The sequence below is a fragment of the Amycolatopsis silviterrae genome (genome assembly GCF_042684085.1).
GTDB classification, from domain to species: Bacteria; Actinomycetota; Actinomycetes; order Mycobacteriales; family Pseudonocardiaceae; genus Amycolatopsis; species Amycolatopsis silviterrae.
The window spans coordinates 134,371-151,627 of the sequence record NZ_JBHUKS010000023.1 but is presented as its reverse complement, the minus strand read 5'-3'; the positions used below and the strand labels follow the sequence as shown (position 1 = coordinate 151,627).

Below are 17,257 nucleotides of genomic sequence, written 5' to 3'. Positions count from 1 at the left end.
GACGGTGGCCAATTTGACAGTCTTCCTGAGCATTTCAATTCTCCCCTGACCAGCTCTTGGCTTTCCCTTTGCCTATAGAGACGCACGGTGCCGGAGGGGGTTGCGAAGAAATTCCCGCGGACTTCTCGACTGGCGGGCATCAGTCCCAAAACCGCACTTCGGGGTACCGCTGCGACGGCCCGTCCAGCAGCCGCTGATGCGCCCCGCGCAGGTGCTCGTCCAGGAACGCGGTCAAGTACGCCTCGCTGACCCGGATCCCGCGCGACGGATCGATCCCCAGCCCCGGCAACGGCACCCCGGCCTGCTGGCACAGCAGCAGCTGATCGGTGAACATGCTGTGTTCGCCGCCGTCGACGGTGAGCCACCGCTTCCACCCGGTCATCCCGCGCCACGCCTCGTCCCACGAGGGGTCCAGCGTCCCGCCCGGCGCGTGCTCGGCCACCCCGAACTGCAGAAACGGCCGGTCCAGCCCGGTCACCGGCAGGTAGTACTTGCCGTCCAGCGCCGCCCCGGCGCGGATCCGCCGGTCGGCCAGCATCGCCGGGGGCGTGGCGGCCCCGCCGATCGATTGCCCGATCATCGCGATCCGCCGGTCGTCGATCAGCCGTCCGCCGCCCCACACCGGATGCCGCCCGACGAGCCGATCGAGTACGAATGACACATCCGCTGCCCGGGCCTTGACGAGCTTTTCCCAGTCCTGGATCTGGCAGGCCACGCATTGCGTCGTGTGCCCGTCCGGGAAGGTCGTCGCGGTCGATTCGTAGTTGTGCCCGATCCCCGCCACGACGTACCCGCGGCTGGCCAGCTCCTCGGCCAACGACGACAACGTCGCGCGCGGCAACGTGAACCCCGGCGAGAGCACGACCAACGGCATCCGCCGGTACTGCGGCGGAGCGTCCACAGTGGAATGAAGCCGGACCTTGGTCAGCAGGTCCCTTGCCATCGCCGGGTCTTCCAGCTCCGCCACCATCAGCTCGGATTCCCGCTGCGTGACGTACTGCGTGGCCCGGCGTCCCGGAAACTGCGCCGGGTACCACAGCGTGACCATCATTTCCCGCCGCTGCGAAGGAACCCACGGATCCGCACGGGAGGTGTCGGTGAAGTGAAAGGTGGAGGTCCCGACCGGACTGAACCCAGTGGGTTCCGGCAACGCCAATCGCGGTGCCGCCTGCGCTGTCCCCGCCCCCACCACTACCAGCATCGCCGCGACGATCGCTATCACGCGCAGTCTCATGCTCTCAGCATGGAGCCGCTCGCCCCTAAGCGGCATCAGTGATGTCCCGGATAAAACCCCGGCTCAGCCGACCACCTCCGCCAGCCGGGCAACGTCGTCCACCTCATCAGTCACCGGCACGAAAACCAGCTCATCCACGCCCAGCTCCGCGAAGTCCGCAATAGACTTCCGCACCATCTCCGCGGACACACACGGCACCACACTGTCCGCGACTTCCTTCGGTGCCAACCGATAGAAGTCCCGCACATTCGCCAACCCGGCATCGACGTCGCCCAACCCGAAGTAAGCCAGCGAAACCAGCCGCGGCTCTCCAGACCGGCCACTCTCGCGCCAAGCCCGTTTCGCCGCTTCAAACCGAGGAGCACTCGCCGCCACCGACCCCGACCCGGCGATGTAGCCCGTCCCCCACCGCACCATCCGATGCAAGGCCTGGTCGGTGTATCCGCCGAACAACATCGGCACCTGCCGGGCCCCAGCCGGCACCGCCGGATTCTCCCCGACCGGCTTGCCGCTCCACACGTTGCGGTAAATCTCCAGGTCAGCGTCGAACCGCGCACCACGCCCGCGGGCCCCAAGCCCAGGCACGGTGAACTCCTCCTCCCGCAGCCCCACCCCGACCCCGAACGTCAGCCGGTGCCCGGAAACCCCGTCGATGCTCGCGATTTCCTTGGCCAGCAACGCAGCCGGCCACGTCGGTGCGAGCAATACGCCGCTGAGCAGCCCGATCCGAGACGTCGCCCCCGCCGCGGCGGCCAGCGAAACCGTGTCGCTCACCCCCGGGTACGCGTACCGGCCGATCGTCGCCAGCGTGGAAAACCCCGCCTCCTCCGCCCGCGCCGCCCACCGCGGCACGACCGAGGGATCGACGTCGCGCACTTGATTCGGAAGTCCAATACCGATCCGCACCAGATTGTCCTCTCGATGCTGTTGCCCTACCCGGCAGCGAATGACAGCATGCTGTCATGTCCGACAAGCTAGCGATACGACAGCATGCTGTCAAGAAGGCCTGCGACGCCTACAACGACCTCATGGACGAGGTCATCCGGCTCTCCGACGTCCTGGAGGCAGTCGGCAACGGCATCGCCCGCCCCACCGGGCTGAGCGTCGCGCGGTACCAGGTGCTGGCCGCGGTCGAAGCGGAACCCGCGCCGGTCGCGACCATCGCCGCCCAGCTGGGTCACACGAGGCAGAGTGTCCAACGCGTCGCCGACCTGCTCGTCGACGACGACCTGGCCCGCTACCGCCCGAACCCCGCGCACCAGCGCGCCAAACTGCTCGAAGCCACCCCGACCGGGCTAGCCGCCTTGCACCGAATGCAAGCGGCGTACGACGACCTGGCTCTGCGCACGACCGACGGCCTAGACCTGGAACGCCTGGACTTGGCCCGGCAGACACTCATCGAACTGCAGCACCGGTTGCGCTCCGAACTGCCCTAAGCTGAACGCGATGCGCAAGCGAAAGACGCTGCCGAAGAACTTCGGCGAGATGCTGACGTCCGCCTCGCTGGCCGAACTCCAAGCCGTCTTCAACCGCACCGAACTCGACGCGCGCGGTGGCTACAGCAAGCACACGGCGATCGGTTACCTCGACTGCCCGGACGACCTCATCGTCTGGCTAGTCGGCCAGGGCCTCGACGTGGACGCCACCGACGAGTACGGCGAGACTCCACTGTGGACAAGAGCCGCGCGAGGCGACGCCGCGCAAATCCCGCTGCTGCTTTCCCTCGGCGCTGACCTCGAACGACCACGCCGCTTCGGCGGCACCCCATTGCACGGCGCAGCCAGCAACCAGCAGCCGACAACGGTGCGCGTCCTGATCGAAAACGGCGCGAACGTCCACGCCACGAACGGCGGCGACACTCCGTTGCTGTCCGGGCTACAGCAGACCGCGAACATCGGGATCGCCGGCATGGCCGAAACTGCCGCCCTCCTCCTCGACGCCGGCGCGACCGTGCCCGACAAGGCGCGAGAGCAGGTACGCCGGATCGGCACCAGCTTCGAGTTCCACCGCACAAACTTCAATCCCGGCTACCGCGACGAGGCCGACGCCGGGCTGAGCGAGCTGTACCGCCTGTTCGACGTCGAGCCGATCCCACGGCGGCAGATGCACGACGGCACCTCCCTGATCACCGTCCCCGACGGCCCCTGGCAGAAGCAGCACGAACAGCTGTGGGACCTGCTCGTACCGTCCTCCGGCGCGGCGGAAACCGTGCAGGGAGAAGTGCTCCGACTGTCCGGAAAGATCGCTCGCGAGATTCTCGACAACGGCAGCGTGAACTGGGATCGCAGCTTCCGCACGATGACCGACGCGCTCCCCGGCTACTTCGCGTCCGGCACTCCGCTGCCCGAACTTCCGGAAGCACAGCTCCTCGCCAAGCGCATTCGCTCCGGCAACGGCGACGACGAGCTGGAGCGGCTCTCCGAACTCGCCGTCACCTGGGTCCGCCTCAACCCGACCCCTCTTCCGTTGGCTCCGCCCAAATACGACCGCTAGCCAGACAGCACCGCGGCTAACTGCTTGGCCAGCCACCGTTCATACGCCGCCGGTTTCCACCCGCACCGCTGGACAAGCCGGTCGTACACTTCGGGCGCGGTCAGGGTCCACACCGCATCAACCGCCTCGTCGAAATCGCGCGACGCCAGTTGCCCGCGTTCGGCGATCCCGCGCAGGCTGTGCGTATTGCCCCTCCGGCGTTCGGTGTCGATGGTCGCCACGAAGGCCTCCAGCACCGGATCGCCGCCGGGTCCGTGCGCGACCAGCACCCCGAGCAGCGGACCGACCCGGTCGTAGATCGTCCGGCTCCACGCGGCGTACGCGGCCGCATAGGACGGCACATCGACCGCGTCGGCCACCCGGCGGAACTCGGGACGCTCGCTCATCGGCGTCTGTTCCTCGTCGCCGGCGAGCAGGACGTCGTACACCGCCTTGATGACCTCGGCCTTTCCGCCGACGGAGTTGTACACCGTCTGCGGGCTAACCCCGGCCGTCTTGGCGAGCCCGGTGATCGTCATGCCCGCATAGCCGCCGCCGTCCAGCAGCAGGGCACGCGCCGTCCGCACGATGTGCGCGCGCGTGGCCTGCGCCTTCTCCTCCCGCTGCGGGGCGCTGTACTGCCTTGCCACGACGCTCCCAATCCGTTAGATTCAAATTCCACTGGATTCGACTTCCAGCCAACCTCCGAGAGGAGCGTAGCCGTGAACAACCCCGCACGCACCGCCGCCCTTGCCGTCTTCGACGCGATCAACACGGGAGAGCTGGCCGTCTTGGACGCGCTGGTCACCCAGGACTTCGTCGACCACGGATCGCCGTTCCCGCTGCCGCCCGGGCCGGCGGGCTACCGGCAGATCCTCACCTTCGTGCACCACGTGCTGAACATCAGATACACCCTCGAAGACGTCTTCGACACGGACGACCGCGTCGTCATCCGCGCGACCGCGGCCGGAATCGGAGTCGACGCGATCCACGGCCAGGGTGCCGACGGCAAGCCGTACCGGATGACCACGGTGCACATCTTCCGTACCGAAGGCCCCCTGCTCGCCGAGCACTGGGGCGTCCGAGACGAACTCGGCACGCGCATCCAGCTCGGCACCCTTCCCGCACCCGACCCCGCCGCCTTCGCCCCGCAAGGCGGCTAAGCAGTCCGGGACAGGCTGCGCACCATCCGGTACCGCCGGAACCCGCTGTCCCGCACTCCCGGAAACTCCTGCACCTTCTGCCATTCATCGGACACCCCGACCGTCCCCCGGCCAGACGCCGCCAACGCGTCACGATGCGACTGCTCGTCCGCCCACTCCGCGTAGTTGAGCACCCGCGTCCCGTCGGTGCTGACATGGAAGTGCCCGGAAATCCCGCCAGGAACCGGCTTGTCCTCACTGGCCATCGCCCCGAACACGGTGTCGACCCACCGCCGCTGCCGCTGCGCGTCGGCGCCGTCGAACTCGACGCTCACCACCACGACACACCCCGGAATCGCCGCATTCCCCCGTTTTCCGCTGCGGTACAACCGATACTCGACCGGCTCACCCCCAGCCACCCGGCGAACCAGCTCGGCGTCGGCCGCTCCCGCCGCCCACTGGGTGTAGACCAGCGACGCCTCGCCATCGGTACTGGCCAGCACAGAGAACGAGACCAGCCCCACGGGCCATGGCTCGTTTTCCAGCCGCACAAGCACTTCCGCCGAACCAAGGCCGGTCTCCGCGACCAGCACCGCATCGACGTCCGTACGTGCGAAATCCGGCCGCACAACCTGGTTAACAGTCATGAATCCAGGGTGAAACTTCAAGGGAGGATGAAGTCAAGTCAGGGCGTCCGCCGGCCGGGAGCACCGAAAGCGGCGGCCAGCTTGTCCGGACGGCTGGGCGCCCCGCAATGGTCGCCCAGCGCCAGCTCAGCCCCGGCGGCCCGCCAGAACTGGGCGTGCCCGGCGTTGGCCAGGCTGTCCACGACCACCTCCGCGCCGGCCCGGCGAGCCAAGCCGGGCAGCTCCCGCAGCAGGTCGACCACCGGCGAGTCCGGCGCGACCTCGTCGAGCAGCCCGCAGTCCAGCCGCACGCCGTACACCGGCAGTTCGGCCACCGCGGACAGCACGCCGTCGCCAATCCCGCGGGCGCTGATCACCGTCCGCACACCGAGGCCGGCCAGCGCCCGCAGGTTGCCCCTCGCCTCCCCGAGGTCGGCGGCCAGCGCCAGCATCGGCAGCTCGACCAGCAGCCGCTCGGCCGGGAACCGCGTCTCCTCCAGCACTCCAGCCACCCGGGCAAGCAGGTCCGTGTCGGCCGCCTGGTGCGGGCTCAGGCTGACCAGCAGTCGCAGGTCACGGTCCATCCGTTGCCGCCACCAGCTCACCTGCTGGCAGCCGGTCCGCAGCAGCCATTCGCCCAGCGGCAGCATCAGCCCGGTGGTCTCGGCCAGCCGGCGGCAGCGCTGGTCGGACAGCACGCCCGCACCGGGCGCGTCCCAGCTGAGCAGCACCTCCACCCCGTGCACCGCGCTGTCGGCCAGCCGCACCAGCGGCCGGTACCACGCCTGCACGTCCCCGCGCTCGAAAGCGCCGGGCATGACCGCGGCCAGCGCGTCAGTTTCGCGGTGCTGCCGGGTCTGCTCGGGACGGGACAGCTCCCACTGCCCGTGCCCGTTGGCCTTGGCCCGGCTCAATGCCTGGTGGGACTCGCGCAGCAGGTCGGCGGCCTCGCTGCCCTTGGCGACCCGGTTGACCACGCCGATGCTGACCGACAGAGCCAGCCCGTGTCCGTCCACATAGGTCGGTTCGGCCAGTTCCTCGCGCAGCGCGTGCACCAAGTGCTCCGGGTCCGGGGTGTCCGGCGTGTTCTCCACCAGCACCGCGAACTCCGCGTCGCCGAACCGGGAGAGGATGGCCTTTTCCGTGGCCAGCACGGACTTCAGCCGTTGCGCCACGGTGATCAGCAGCTGTTCGGCAGCGCGCTCGCCGAGACCGTTGCGCACCACCGCGAAGGCGTCCAGCTCCAGCCGCAGGAGCGTCACGCCCAGCTCCGGATCGGCCCTGCCCAGCGCGGCTTCCATCCGCGTGCTGAAGCATTGCCGGTTGGGCAAGCCGGTGAGCACGTCGTGCAGCGCCTGCCGGCTCAGCTCGTTCTGCAGCAGGAACAGTTCGGTGCCGTCCTCGACCACGGTGACGAAGTGGCTGGGCCCATCGCCGGCCCCGCGCAGCAGCGAGGCGGTCAACGACACTGACACCGGCTCGCCGTCGCGGTCCAGCAACCGCTGGGACTGCTTGAGCCGCTCGGCCTTGCCGGCCAGCAGCGAGCGGTAGTCCTCCCGCAGCACCGGTGCGTAGTCGGGATGTACCAGTTCGAACAGGTCGCGCCCGGTCAGCTCGTCCGGGGCGTGCCCGAGCATGACGCCCGCCGCGGCGTTCACGGTCACCAGCTTGCCGTCCAGGTCAGTGACCAGGATGCCGCTGGCCGAGGACGTGGCGACTTCGTCGAACCGCGCCTGTGCGGTCCGCAGCTCGTACTTGGCGTCCCGCACGGCTTTGAGCAAGGACAGTTTCAGGCTCTCCTGTTGGGCGAGGGTGGCTCCCTGCGCGGCCGCCACCACGCTCGCAGCCAGTGCGCCGAGCACTCCCACCACTCGTTCGGCGAACTCTTCGGCGGGCTGGAACTCGGGCAGCGTGAGCAAACCCTTGCCAAGCACGTCCATGGTGACGGTGAGCGCCTGCCCGCCCGTGCAGTTCAGCTCGACCAGCCGGGCACCCGCGGCCTTCAGCGAACCGGTGCGGCCTTGGCTCTCGTGCACCTCGGCGCACAGGTCGTCCACCAGTGCGGCCAGCTCGGCCTCGAAGGTGGCGTGCGCCAGCGGCACGTAGCCGATCCCGCCCAGCAAGTAGGCCCACTTGCGCGCGAGCAGGCCGCGTGCGCGGTGCCCGTCTTCGGACGGTTCCGGGATCGGGTGTCTGCCAGGGTCGGTCATGGGTTCAGGACTTCCGCGCCACACCTGCGTAGATCAGCTCGTTCCACGACGGGTCCTCGGCGATGTCGGTGGGCCCGGCCGGCCGCCAGCTGCCACAGCCCACGAGGCCCGGCTCGTCCAGTGCCAGGTTCCCGAGCAGGCCGAGGACCTGGTCGTGGGAACGGGGGTAAGGCACGTCGCCGCGCCGCCGCGCCATCTGGTCGCTGGCCACGGCGAACGACTCCTGGTGCGCGTCGGAGTTGATGTGGGTGAAGGCCATCAGGCTGCCTGGGGCAAGGGGTTCCTGGTAGGCGCGCACCAGACCGGCCGGGTCGTCGCCGTCCGGGATCCAGTGCAGCAGCAGCATGCACAGCAGGCCGACCGGCTCGGAGAAGTCGATCAGCCGCCGGACCTCCGAGCTGTTCAGCACCCCGGCCACGTCCCGCACGTCCGTGTGCAGCACCGCGGTGCGGTCGTTGCCCGCCAGCAGCAGCTCGCTGTGCGCGATCGCCACCGCGTCCTTGTCGACGTAAACCACCCGGGCCTCGGGCACCTCCCGCTGGGCGATCTCGTGCACGTTGCCCACGGTGGGGATGCCCGCGCCCAAATCGAGGAACTGGCGGATGCCTTGCGCGAGCATGTACCGCACCGCGCGGCCGAGGAAGGCGCGGTTGAGCCGGACCGACTGCCGGATCCAGGGCAGGGTCTGCTCAAGGCGGTCCGCGGTGGAACGATCCGTCTCGAAATTGTGGTTGCCACCGAGCCAATAGTCGTAAATCCGGGCGACATTCGGTGAACTCGTGTCTACTCCGGCCGGGACCCAGTCCCGTGTAGCCGCCATCGCGCACCTCGTCGGTTGGGGAGCCCGAACAGCATACCCACCTCGGATGGCGATAACTTAATACATCAATCGGGGGCAGGTTCGACCCATTCGGGCGCTACCGATCCGGCTGAATGGCCCGTAAGGTAGCTGCCTTCCGAAATTCCCTTCCATGCCAAGGAGTTCTCGTGACCGTCCGGGTGGCCCCCGGGCGGTGGCCGTTGCTGGGACACACACTCGCGCTGGTCCGCCGTCCCGCCCCGTTCACCGCCGGATTGCGGGAGCACGGCGATGTGGTCAAGGTGCTTTTAGGCCCGCTCCACACCTATTTCCTCACGAATCCGGAAATTATTCACCGCGTGCTGGTGACGAATGGATCGAGCTTCGGCAGCGGAATCATGTTCCGCAAATTCCGCCCGTACGCGGGCAACGGCCTCGCCCTGTCCGACGGGCCCTTCCATCGCAGGCAGCGCAAGCTGATGCTGCCCGCCTTCGACCAACGGCATCTGCGCCGCTACGCCGAGGGCTGGGTCCGGGCGACCACCGCGCTGGCCGAGTCCTGGCAGCCGGGCGAGGTGCGGCAGATCGACGCGGACATGCAGGCGCTGGCGATGACCAACGTGGGCGAGGCACTGTTCGGCAGCGAACTGGGCGAAGAGGCGATCCGCGAGGCCCGGCGCTCGATCCCGCTGATCATTCAGCTGGGCATGTACCGAGTGCTCTCCCCGGGCTTCGCGGAGAAGCTGCCGTTCAACCGGCGCTTCGACCAGGCCATCGTGCGGATGAAGGCCGTGGTGCGGGACCTGATGGCGAGCCGCGACGCCGACACCGACTGCGGTGACCTGCTGTCCACGCTGCTGTTGGCCAGAGACGCCGAGACCGGGGAGCGGATGACCCGGGAGCAGGTGCACGACGAGGTGATGACGCTGCTCACCGCCGGCACCGAGACCACCGCGCTGATGCTGGCCTGGGCCTGTCACGAACTGGGCCGCAACCCCGCCATGGCCGAACGGGTTCAGGCCGAGCTGGACCAGGTGCTGGGCGGACGCCCGGTGAGCTTCGACGACCTGCCCGCATTGGTCTACACCAGGCAGGTGGTCAGCGAGGTGCTCCGGAAGTACGCGCTGTGGATCCTGATGCGCCGGGCCGAGCAGGAGATCGACCTCGGCCCGGTAGCGCTGCGGCCCGGCGACGAGGTGATGTTCAGCCCGCTCGCGATGCACACCGACCCCCGCTACTGGGATCACCCGGACGTCTTCGACCCGGACCGCTGGGCCACCGCCCGGGTGCGGTCGCTGCCGCCGGGCGTGTTCATCCCGTTCGGCAACGGGATCCGGCAATGCGTCGGCCACCTGTTCGCCCGAGCCGAGGTGGCCATCGGACTGGCCACGATCTTCGCGCGATGGCGCCTCGAACCCGCCGGCCCGGTCCGGGTGCGGTACACCACGATCGCCTACCCGCGGGGCATGCCGATGACGGTGCGCCCGCGGGATTAGTCGTTCTCTCACAACGGAATACGGAGTCTTCGTGCGTCAACTTCTGCGCCGCGCCACCGCCGCCGCGGCCGCTCTGCTGTGCGCCGGTACGGTGCTTGCCCCAGCACCGGCATCCGCCGCCGAAGCGGTCTGCCAGGACCTGAACATCCCCGTGTCGCTGGTGGACGTGCCGCTGCTCGGGCTCAACGACCAGACCATGTACGGCAGGCTGTGCGTCCCGCCGGGCGGCAGCCGCACCCTGCAGGTGCTGGTGCCCGGCGGCACCTACAACTCGACCTACTACGACCCGCCCGGCCTGCCGGACACCCAATCGTTCCGCAAGGCGGTGAACAACGCCGGATACGCCACCCTGGCGATCGACCGGGTCGGTTCGGGACGCAGTTCCAAGCCGCCGAGCCAGCTGATGACCTCGAGCACCCAGGCCAACGCGGTGCACCACGCCATCCAGGCGATGCGAAAGGGCTTGCTGGGCCCCAAATTCGACAAGATCGTCCTCGTCGGGCACTCGCTCGGATCGGCCACCACGATCATCGAGGCAGCCACCTTCCGCGACGTGGACGGCGTGGTGGTCACCGGCTTCACCCACCGAGTCGCCGCGCTGACGGTGCTGCCCACGGTGGCCGCGCTGAGCCCGGCGGTGCTGGACGGGCAGGCAGCCAAGCTCGCCGGACTGGACGCGGGATACCTGACCACGCTGAAAGGCATGCGGTACTCCGCCTTCCACAACCCGGGGCCCTTCGACCAGCAGGTCATCGACGTCGACGAGGCGAACAAAGACCTGATCGCGCCCGGGGAGATCGTGGACGCCGTCCTGATCGGTTTGGTGCTGCCCTACAGCAGGCGGATCAACGCGCCGGTGCTGGTGGCCATGGGCGAGAAGGACAACGTGTTCTGCGGCCCGCTGGCCAGCGACTGCTCCAGCGCGGAAAACCTGCGCCAAGGTGAGGCGGCCTACTACTCGCCCGAGGCGAGGCTGCGCACATTCGTGGTGCCCGGCTACGGACACTCGATCAACTACGCGCCCAACGCTCCGCTGCTGCACAACGCCGTGACCAGTTGGACGAACGAAATGGTCGGCCAGTAGCGCAGGAAGGATCTGAGACGACGAAGGCCAGGTCCGGCGATATGCCGCTGACCTGGCCTTTGTCACGTCCCCAAGCAGGTGGACCTGAGGGGAATCGAACCCCTGACCCCCGCCTTGCAAAGGCGGTGCTCTACCAATTGAGCTACAGGCCCGGTGCGGACCGAGGTCCGCCAAGTGTGCGTCAGTTGCGCGACGCGTCCGCGGCCTTGGCCGGCGCGCTGCCGTTCGCCGACGGGGCGGCAGGCGTGGTGGCTTCCCGCCACAGGTCAGCCTCGGCCTTGGCCGCCTTGTTCCGCTTGACGACGAACAGGACGCCGCCCGCGACGACCGCGAGTGCCAACAGCTTCTTCACCTGAAGCCCCCTTCTGAGTGCTTGCGCTACCCCACGATGCTACCGGACCCGCCGCACGGCCGGTCCGGCGGTTCTCGTTCCACGTGGAACACCGCACGGAATATCCGGAGTGCTCGGTCCGTTGAAACCGACGGCCTCCGCGGCCACGCAACGCTCAGCCCTGCCGGTCCTTCTCTTCCCGGCAGGGCTGACTTGTCTCCGCCAGCCGCGCACGGGTGCCGGCGAGACCGGATTCGACCAGGTCAGGCCTGCCGTTCTCCAACCCGTACGTCACCTCGTACCACGGGCCCAGCTGATTCCACGCCCACGCCCGACGGCGCAGGTCCGCCGTCACCTCGTACTCCGCCGAGAACGCCGCGACACACTCCGCCGAGGTCCCGAACAGCAGCCAAGCCAGGTCCCGCGCCGGATCGCCGATCGACACGTCGGACCAGTCGATCACCCCGCTCACCTGGCCGTCCTCCTTAAGGAGATGCTCCGGCCCAAGATCGGCATGGATGACGGTGTCCGCTGGATAATCCCGGACTTCCGCCAGCAGCGCCCGGCCCCGCTCGGCAAGCGGGCCGAGCAACGGCAGGACCGCATCCAGCGCCAGCACTTCGGGCTCGGCACCGAGTTCACGCGCCTTGGCCACATCAGCACTGTGCAACGCGCGGAGGAACCGACCGAGCATTCGACCGTCCACAGCGGTCAGTTCGCCCGGCTCCCCCGGCACGAGTTCATGCCGCACCACCAACGGATTTTCCCGCCATACCAACGGAATCGGAACCGTCAACGGCAGCTGCGGGGCCAGCCACGGCAACACCCGCGTCTCCCGCAGCAACCACGCACCCACCTCGTCCCGTTTAGGCCGCCGCTCGACCCACCGCCCGTCGACCAGCGTCGCGACGCTGTCCCAACCCTCGCCCAGCTCGACGACGCTCATACCGAACGCCCAGCAGCGAACTCGATCTCCGAAACCTGTTTACTGCCAAGGGAAAGCGCGCCAAGCAGGTCCGAGATCCGTTGCCACTGCGCGTCCGTCGGCAGGACGTACATCGGCAGCACCAGCTGATCCCAAGCCTCCGGCAACTCCAGGTCAGCAATGACCGCCTCCCATCCGCCAAGACTGCGGTGCAGCCACCACCCCCGACGCCGGAGCACGGAATCCGCGGAACCCTTCAGCGCAGCCAAATCCGCCGCCGACCACAGCTGCGGACTGCTGGTGAGCACTTCCCCCGCCAACCGGGCTACCCGCGGCTCATCGCTGGTCATTTCCCGCAGCAGCCACGACGTCTCGGCAGCGACCGCCTTCCCGCGAAGCAACGACAACCCGGTCTTCTTCAACGGCAAGTCCGCGCTCTGGGCAAGCTCGATAATCTCCGCACGGTCAAGCTCGGTCCCGCTCTCCACGAGCCCGGCGTACGCGCGAGCCCGCACCACCGACCCGGCAGCAGAACGCGCGACCGCGGCATAAACCGCAACCGCATCCCGACCCATCTCCTGCCAGCGCCGCCGAGCCCACGCGCGCACCAGCACCGACCGATCGACCAAAAGCCGTTCCACGTCAACCGGATCCAGCTGCGCCGCGGTCAGCTTCACCAACCCCAGCACCCGGCTCTCCGCGGACCGCCCGCGAAGCAACGACTCGGCGATCACGTCCGGCGTCGCCCCCTCGGCGATCACCCGGATCAACTGCCGCCGGACAAGCTGGTCCCGTTCCCGAAACAGCAGCCGGACCGCATCCGACACCCTGAGCAAGCCAGACTCTAAGCTGCGCCGGAACGCGGACCGCCGCACGTCCAGGTCGCCGGAGTCACGCAAGCACGCCCACACCGACGCCTCGTCGTGCGCCGCAACCAGCGCACCCAGATACCGCCCGAGCACCTTCGAACCCCAGCCGCGCCCCACGATCCGTTGCAGCACCGGCACAATCTGCTCAGCCTGCGCCAACGCCGTACGCCGCAGCACCTCTCGCTCAGCCAGCTCGCGGACGACCTCGACGCGGTCGCTGACCCGAACCGCCAACGCCCGATCGCTCACCGCGCCCGTCGAGCCGCACAGCTCACGAACCGCCCGCTCCCGCAGGTAGCCGTCCTGGTGCATCGAAGCCAACGCCGCCACGAACGGCACCGCGTCCTTCAGCCACCAGTCCTTCGCCGACCCCAACGCCGGCTCCTCATAGCGGAACTGGCGGGCGTAGTAGTCGATCCGCAGCAGCTCGCGAGCGGTCGCCGAGGCAAGCCAGTCCGCCGTCTCGGCCAGGACAGCTTGGTCATCCCGCCGCGCCGCGACCGCGCCGCGCTTCAGGTGATGACGGATCTCCGCCGCAGTCTGCATGCGGTTGATTCTGGCGACCGCACCACCGGTCAGTCACCTGAAATACCGGAAGGCCGGTCCGCAGAGTCTGCGAACCGGCCTTCCGGAAATGTGGGCCCACCAGGACTTGAACCTGGGACCTCTTCGTTATCAGCGAAGCGCTCTAACCGCCTGAGCTATGGGCCCGTCGAACGAGGAGTACTTTACCGGACCCCTCATCCGCCCGTGCAACCGGGTTACTCCCGTTCGGACAGCGTGACTTCCAGCCCGCCCGCGAGGTCCGCCGACACGTTGTAAATGAACGCGCTCACCGTGGCCAGCGCGGACACCAGCACGATGTTGATCGCGCCGAGGATGGCCGCGATGCCGAACACGCGCCCGGCGCTGATCAGCGGTTCCGGGGACGCGTTCGCGCCCTCGCCGCCGACCAGGGACGAGTACGTGCCGTTCAGCTTGTCCCACACACCCATGCCGTCGAGCACGGTGTACAGCACGCCGACCGCGACCAGCCACACGAAGAACATCGCGACGCCGAGCACCAGTGCCAGCTTCAGCACCGACCACGGGTCGAACCGCTTGATCTGCAGGCTGGCCCGCCGCGGGCCGCGGCCGGGACGGCGCAGCGCGCTCGGCGTCGGCCGGGTGCGGCCTGCCGGCGGCACGTCGGCCGCCGGCGGTGCCTCGCCTCCGAAGAGACGGGGCGCCGCCGAGCCGGTCACCGGGTAGTCGTTCTCGGCGGGCGCCGGTTCCGGAGCCGCGGTGGGCACGTCCTCAGTCGCGATCCGCGCCGTAGCCATGGCATCGGAGTCGCCGCCGCCGTCCTTGGCGGTGCGCTGCCAGGGCGGGTTGGCCGACGCGTCGTCGGCCTTGTCGGATGGTGCCACGTTGAGTCAGTCCTTACCCGTGCGTGGGGCGCCGATCACTGCTCCGGCGCCGTGCCGTCTTCTGCTGTGGGCTCCTCTGGCGAAGCACCGGTCTCTTCCTCGGTGACCGTCTCCGCGACCTCGGTGACCTCGGAAACGTCCGAGGCGTCGTCGGCGGAGTCCTCGCCACCATTGGCGACGTCCGAACCCTCGTCCGCGTTGCGTGCGACCGCGAGAAGAGTGGTTCCGTCACCCAGGTTCATCAGCCGAACGCCCTTGGTCTGCCTGCCCGCCTTGCGCACGTCCCGCGCCGGCGTGCGGATGACCCCGCCGCTGGACGTGATGGCGAACAGCTCGTCGTCCTCGTCGACGATGAGTGCCCCCACCAGCCTGCCACGTTTGCTGTCGTGCTGAATGGTGAGCACGCCCTTGCCGCCGCGGCCCTGTACCGGATAGTCCTCGATCGGCGTCCGCTTCGCATACGCGCCGTCCGTGGCGACCAGCAGGAACTTGTCCGGTTTGACCACGCTGATGCCGAGCAGCTCGTCCCCGTCGTTGAACCGCATGCCCAGCACGCCCGAGGTCGGGCGGCCCATCGGGCGCAGCGCCTCGTCGGTGGCGTGGAAGCGGATCGACTGGCCGCCCGCGGACACCAGCAGCAGGTCGTCGTCGGCCGCGGCCAGCACCGCGCCGACCAGCTCGTCGCCCTCGCGCAGGTTGATCGCGATGAGCCCGCCCGCGCGGTTGGAGTCGAAGTCGGTGAGCTTCGTCTTCTTCACCAGGCCGCGCTGCGTGGCGAGCACCAGATACGGCGCGACCTCGTAGTTCGGGATCTCGATGACCTGGGCGATCTGCTCGTCCGGCTGGAACGCGAGCAGGTTCGCCACGTGCTGGCCGCGCGCGTTGCGGTTGGCCTCGGGCAGGTCGTAGGCCTTCGCCCGGTACACCCGGCCCTTGTTCGTGAAGAACAGGATCCAGTCGTGCGTGGAGCACACGAAGAAGTGCTGGACGATGTCGTCCTGCTTCAGCGTCGCGCCCTGCACGCCCTTGCCGCCGCGCTTCTGCGACCGGTACAGATCGGTTTTCGTCCGCTTGGCGTAGCCCGTGCGGGTGATGGTGACGACGACGTCTTCCTGCGCGATCAGGTCCTCGACCGACACGTCGCCGTCGAACGGGATGATCTGCGTGCGCCGGTCGTCGCCGTACTTGTCGACGATCTCCATCAGCTCGTCGCGGATGATCGACCGCTGCCGCTCGGGCTTCGCGAGGATGTCCTTGAGGTCGGCGATCTCCAGCTCGATCTCGGCGAGGGTGTCGATGATCCGCTGCCGCTCCAGAGCGGCCAGCCGGCGCAGCTGCATGTCCAGGATCGCGGTGGCCTGGATCTCGTCGATCTCGAGCAGCTCCATCAGGCCCGGCCGGGCCTCGTCGGCCGAGGGCGACCGCCGGATCAGGGCGATCACCTCGTCCAGCATGTCGAGCGCCTTGACCAGGCCGCGCAGGATGTGGGCCCGTTCCTCGGCCTTGCGCAGCCGGTACCGGGTCCGCCGCACGATCACGTCGACCTGGTGCTTCACGTAGTGCCGGATGATCTGGTCGATCCGCAGCGTGCGCGGCACGCCGTCGACCAGCGCCAGCATGTTGACGCCGAAGTTCTGCTGCAGCTGGGTGTGCTTGAACAGGTTGTTCAGCACCACCTTCGCCACCGCGTCGCGTTTGATCGTGACGACGATCCGCATGCCGGAGCGGCTGTTGGACTCGTCGGCGATGTCGGAGATCCCGGTGATCTTGCCGTCGCGGACCAGGTGCGCGATGTTCTCCACCAGGTTGTCGGGGTTGACCTGGTACGGCAGCTCGGACACGACCAGGATGGTGCGGCCCTTCGCGTCCTCCTCGACCTCGACCACCGCGCGCATCCGGATCGACCCGCGACCGGTGCGGTAGGCGTCCTCGATGCCGGAGGTGCCGAGGATCATCGCCTTGGTCGGGAAGTCCGGCCCCTTGATCCGCACCAGCAGCGCGGCGAGCAGCTCGTCGTCGGTCGCCTCGGGGTTCTCCAGCGCCCACACGACGCCGTCGGACACCTCGCGCAGGTTGTGCGGCGGGATGTTCGTCGCCATCCCGACCGCGATCCCGGAACCGCCGTTGACCAGCAGGTTCGGGAACCGCGACGGCAGCACGTCCGGTTCCTGCGTGCGGCCGTCGTAGTTGTCGGAAAAGTCGACGGTTTCTTCTTCGATGTCCGCCAGCATCTGCATCGCCAGCGGCGCGAGGCGCGACTCGGTGTACCGCATGGCGGCGGCGGGGTCGTTGCCCGCCGAGCCGAAGTTGCCCTGTCCGTCGATCAGCGGGTAGCGCAGCGACCACGGCTGGGCGAGCCGCACGAGCGCGTCGTAGATCGCCGAGTCGCCGTGCGGGTGGTAGTTGCCCATGACGTCGCCGACGACGCGGGAGCATTTGTTGTACCCGCGATCCGGGCGGAACCCGGAGTCGAACATCGAGTACAGGATCCGGCGGGCCACCGGCTTGAGGCCGTCGCGCACGTCCGGCAGCGCGCGCGACACGATGACGCTCATCGCGTAGTCGATGTAGGAACGCTGCATCTCGTGCTGGATGTCGACCGGTTCGATCCGGTCGTGTTCCGGCGGCAAGGTTTCCGTCATGAGGTCCTTCTCGGTGAG

General features: G+C 68.6%; 16 protein-coding genes and 2 tRNA genes. 5 read left to right on the top strand and 13 right to left on the bottom strand.

All coding sequences use genetic code 11. The features are described 5' to 3' along the window. Nucleotides 1-139: 139 nt before the first annotated feature. Together ACFSVL_RS29030 and ACFSVL_RS29025 are read right to left on the bottom strand one after the other, a co-directional pair. Entirely contained in the window at nucleotides 140-1,234 is a 1,095-nt protein-coding gene (locus ACFSVL_RS29030; protein ID WP_378308733.1) for an alpha/beta hydrolase family protein, read from the bottom strand. A 63-nt stretch (nucleotides 1,235-1,297) separates the two neighbouring features. After that, on the bottom strand, nucleotides 1,298-2,140 hold the full coding sequence (locus tag ACFSVL_RS29025) for an LLM class flavin-dependent oxidoreductase (RefSeq protein WP_378308732.1): 843 nt from the start codon (nucleotides 2,138-2,140) through the stop codon (nucleotides 1,298-1,300). Between the two features lie 56 nt (nucleotides 2,141-2,196). Here ACFSVL_RS29025 and ACFSVL_RS29020 point away from each other — a divergent pair, with 56 nt between their 5' ends. Beyond that, nucleotides 2,197-2,670 (top strand): MarR family winged helix-turn-helix transcriptional regulator, encoded by a 474-nt coding sequence (locus ACFSVL_RS29020; RefSeq protein ID WP_378308731.1) that lies wholly within the window; start codon nucleotides 2,197-2,199, stop codon nucleotides 2,668-2,670. Between the two features lie 10 nt (nucleotides 2,671-2,680). Beyond that, entirely contained in the window at nucleotides 2,681-3,727 is a 1,047-nt protein-coding gene (locus ACFSVL_RS29015) for an ankyrin repeat domain-containing protein (RefSeq protein ID WP_378308730.1), read from the top strand. On the opposite strand, the gene ACFSVL_RS29010 is transcribed toward ACFSVL_RS29015, so the two are convergent. Further along, a complete protein-coding gene (locus ACFSVL_RS29010; RefSeq protein WP_378308729.1) occupies nucleotides 3,724-4,356 on the bottom strand; it encodes a TetR/AcrR family transcriptional regulator in 633 nt (210 codons plus the stop codon). The two genes, ACFSVL_RS29015 and ACFSVL_RS29010, sit on opposite strands and share 4 nt — an antisense overlap. Nucleotides 4,357-4,428: 72 nt before the next feature. Here ACFSVL_RS29010 and ACFSVL_RS29005 point away from each other — a divergent pair, with 72 nt between their 5' ends. After that, entirely contained in the window at nucleotides 4,429-4,869 is a 441-nt protein-coding gene (locus tag ACFSVL_RS29005; RefSeq protein WP_378308728.1) for an ester cyclase, read from the top strand. Here the strand turns inward: ACFSVL_RS29005 and ACFSVL_RS29000 are convergent. Genes ACFSVL_RS29000 through ACFSVL_RS28990 form a run of 3 tightly spaced genes read right to left on the bottom strand, consistent with a single transcriptional unit; the run spans nucleotide 4,866 to nucleotide 8,504 of the window. Then, on the bottom strand, nucleotides 4,866-5,495 hold the full coding sequence (locus ACFSVL_RS29000) for a hypothetical protein (RefSeq protein ID WP_378308727.1): 630 nt from the start codon (nucleotides 5,493-5,495) through the stop codon (nucleotides 4,866-4,868). The genes ACFSVL_RS29005 and ACFSVL_RS29000 overlap by 4 nt on opposite strands. 38 nt (nucleotides 5,496-5,533) lie before the next feature. Further along, complete coding sequence (locus ACFSVL_RS28995; protein ID WP_378308726.1) at nucleotides 5,534-7,684, bottom strand: putative bifunctional diguanylate cyclase/phosphodiesterase; 2,151 nt, start codon at nucleotides 7,682-7,684, stop codon at nucleotides 5,534-5,536. A 4-nt stretch (nucleotides 7,685-7,688) separates the two neighbouring features. Then, on the bottom strand, nucleotides 7,689-8,504 hold the full coding sequence (locus tag ACFSVL_RS28990) for an SAM-dependent methyltransferase (RefSeq protein WP_378308725.1): 816 nt from the start codon (nucleotides 8,502-8,504) through the stop codon (nucleotides 7,689-7,691). Between the two features lie 167 nt (nucleotides 8,505-8,671). On the opposite strand from ACFSVL_RS28990, the gene ACFSVL_RS28985 reads away from it, so the two are divergent. Continuing rightward, nucleotides 8,672-9,979 (top strand): cytochrome P450, encoded by a 1,308-nt coding sequence (locus ACFSVL_RS28985; RefSeq protein WP_378308724.1) that lies wholly within the window; start codon nucleotides 8,672-8,674, stop codon nucleotides 9,977-9,979. A 31-nt stretch (nucleotides 9,980-10,010) separates the two neighbouring features. Beyond that, entirely contained in the window at nucleotides 10,011-11,063 is a 1,053-nt protein-coding gene (locus tag ACFSVL_RS28980; RefSeq protein WP_378308723.1) for an alpha/beta hydrolase, read from the top strand. A 79-nt stretch (nucleotides 11,064-11,142) separates the two neighbouring features. Here the strand turns inward: ACFSVL_RS28980 and ACFSVL_RS28975 are convergent. The 7 genes from ACFSVL_RS28975 to gyrA all read right to left on the bottom strand — a co-directional run bounded on the left by ACFSVL_RS28975 (nucleotide 11,143) and on the right by gyrA (nucleotide 17,239). Continuing rightward, nucleotides 11,143-11,215 (bottom strand) — tRNA-Ala (locus ACFSVL_RS28975). A gap of 29 nt (nucleotides 11,216-11,244) precedes the next feature. Beyond that, the gene (locus ACFSVL_RS28970) at nucleotides 11,245-11,415 is read right to left on the bottom strand and encodes a DLW-39 family protein (RefSeq protein WP_020663676.1); all 171 of its coding nucleotides are present in this window, start codon (nucleotides 11,413-11,415) and stop codon (nucleotides 11,245-11,247) included. Between the two features lie 154 nt (nucleotides 11,416-11,569). After that, entirely contained in the window at nucleotides 11,570-12,340 is a 771-nt protein-coding gene (locus ACFSVL_RS28965) for a phosphotransferase (protein ID WP_378308722.1), read from the bottom strand. Next, entirely contained in the window at nucleotides 12,337-13,734 is a 1,398-nt protein-coding gene (locus ACFSVL_RS28960; protein ID WP_378308721.1) for a hypothetical protein, read from the bottom strand. The genes ACFSVL_RS28965 and ACFSVL_RS28960 overlap by 4 nt, the downstream gene beginning before the upstream one ends. A gap of 91 nt (nucleotides 13,735-13,825) precedes the next feature. Beyond that, nucleotides 13,826-13,899 (bottom strand) — tRNA-Ile (locus ACFSVL_RS28955). A 50-nt stretch (nucleotides 13,900-13,949) separates the two neighbouring features. Then, nucleotides 13,950-14,597 carry a DUF3566 domain-containing protein gene (locus tag ACFSVL_RS28950; protein WP_378308720.1) on the bottom strand — a complete coding sequence of 216 codons (648 nt, stop codon included), beginning with the start codon at nucleotides 14,595-14,597 and terminating at the stop codon, nucleotides 13,950-13,952. Nucleotides 14,598-14,632: 35 nt separating this feature from the next. After that, on the bottom strand, nucleotides 14,633-17,239 hold the full coding sequence (gene gyrA, locus ACFSVL_RS28945; protein ID WP_378308719.1) for a DNA gyrase subunit A: 2,607 nt from the start codon (nucleotides 17,237-17,239) through the stop codon (nucleotides 14,633-14,635). Nucleotides 17,240-17,257: the final 18 nt, after the last annotated feature.

Coding starts and splice junctions, on each gene's coding strand:
- ACFSVL_RS29020 (WP_378308731.1), top strand. CDS start 2,197: ATGTCCGACAAGCTAGCGATACGACAGCATGCTGTCAAGAAGGCCTGC.
- ACFSVL_RS28960 (WP_378308721.1), bottom strand. CDS start 13,734: ATGCAGACTGCGGCGGAGATCCGTCATCACCTGAAGCGCGGCGCGGTC.
- gyrA (WP_378308719.1), bottom strand. CDS start 17,239: ATGACGGAAACCTTGCCGCCGGAACACGACCGGATCGAACCGGTCGAC.
- ACFSVL_RS29030 (WP_378308733.1), bottom strand. CDS start 1,234: ATGAGACTGCGCGTGATAGCGATCGTCGCGGCGATGCTGGTAGTGGTG.
- ACFSVL_RS28995 (WP_378308726.1), bottom strand. CDS start 7,684: ATGACCGACCCTGGCAGACACCCGATCCCGGAACCGTCCGAAGACGGG.
- ACFSVL_RS28965 (WP_378308722.1), bottom strand. CDS start 12,340: ATGAGCGTCGTCGAGCTGGGCGAGGGTTGGGACAGCGTCGCGACGCTG.
- ACFSVL_RS29015 (WP_378308730.1), top strand. CDS start 2,681: ATGCGCAAGCGAAAGACGCTGCCGAAGAACTTCGGCGAGATGCTGACG.
- ACFSVL_RS29000 (WP_378308727.1), bottom strand. CDS start 5,495: ATGACTGTTAACCAGGTTGTGCGGCCGGATTTCGCACGTACGGACGTC.
- ACFSVL_RS28990 (WP_378308725.1), bottom strand. CDS start 8,504: ATGGCGGCTACACGGGACTGGGTCCCGGCCGGAGTAGACACGAGTTCA.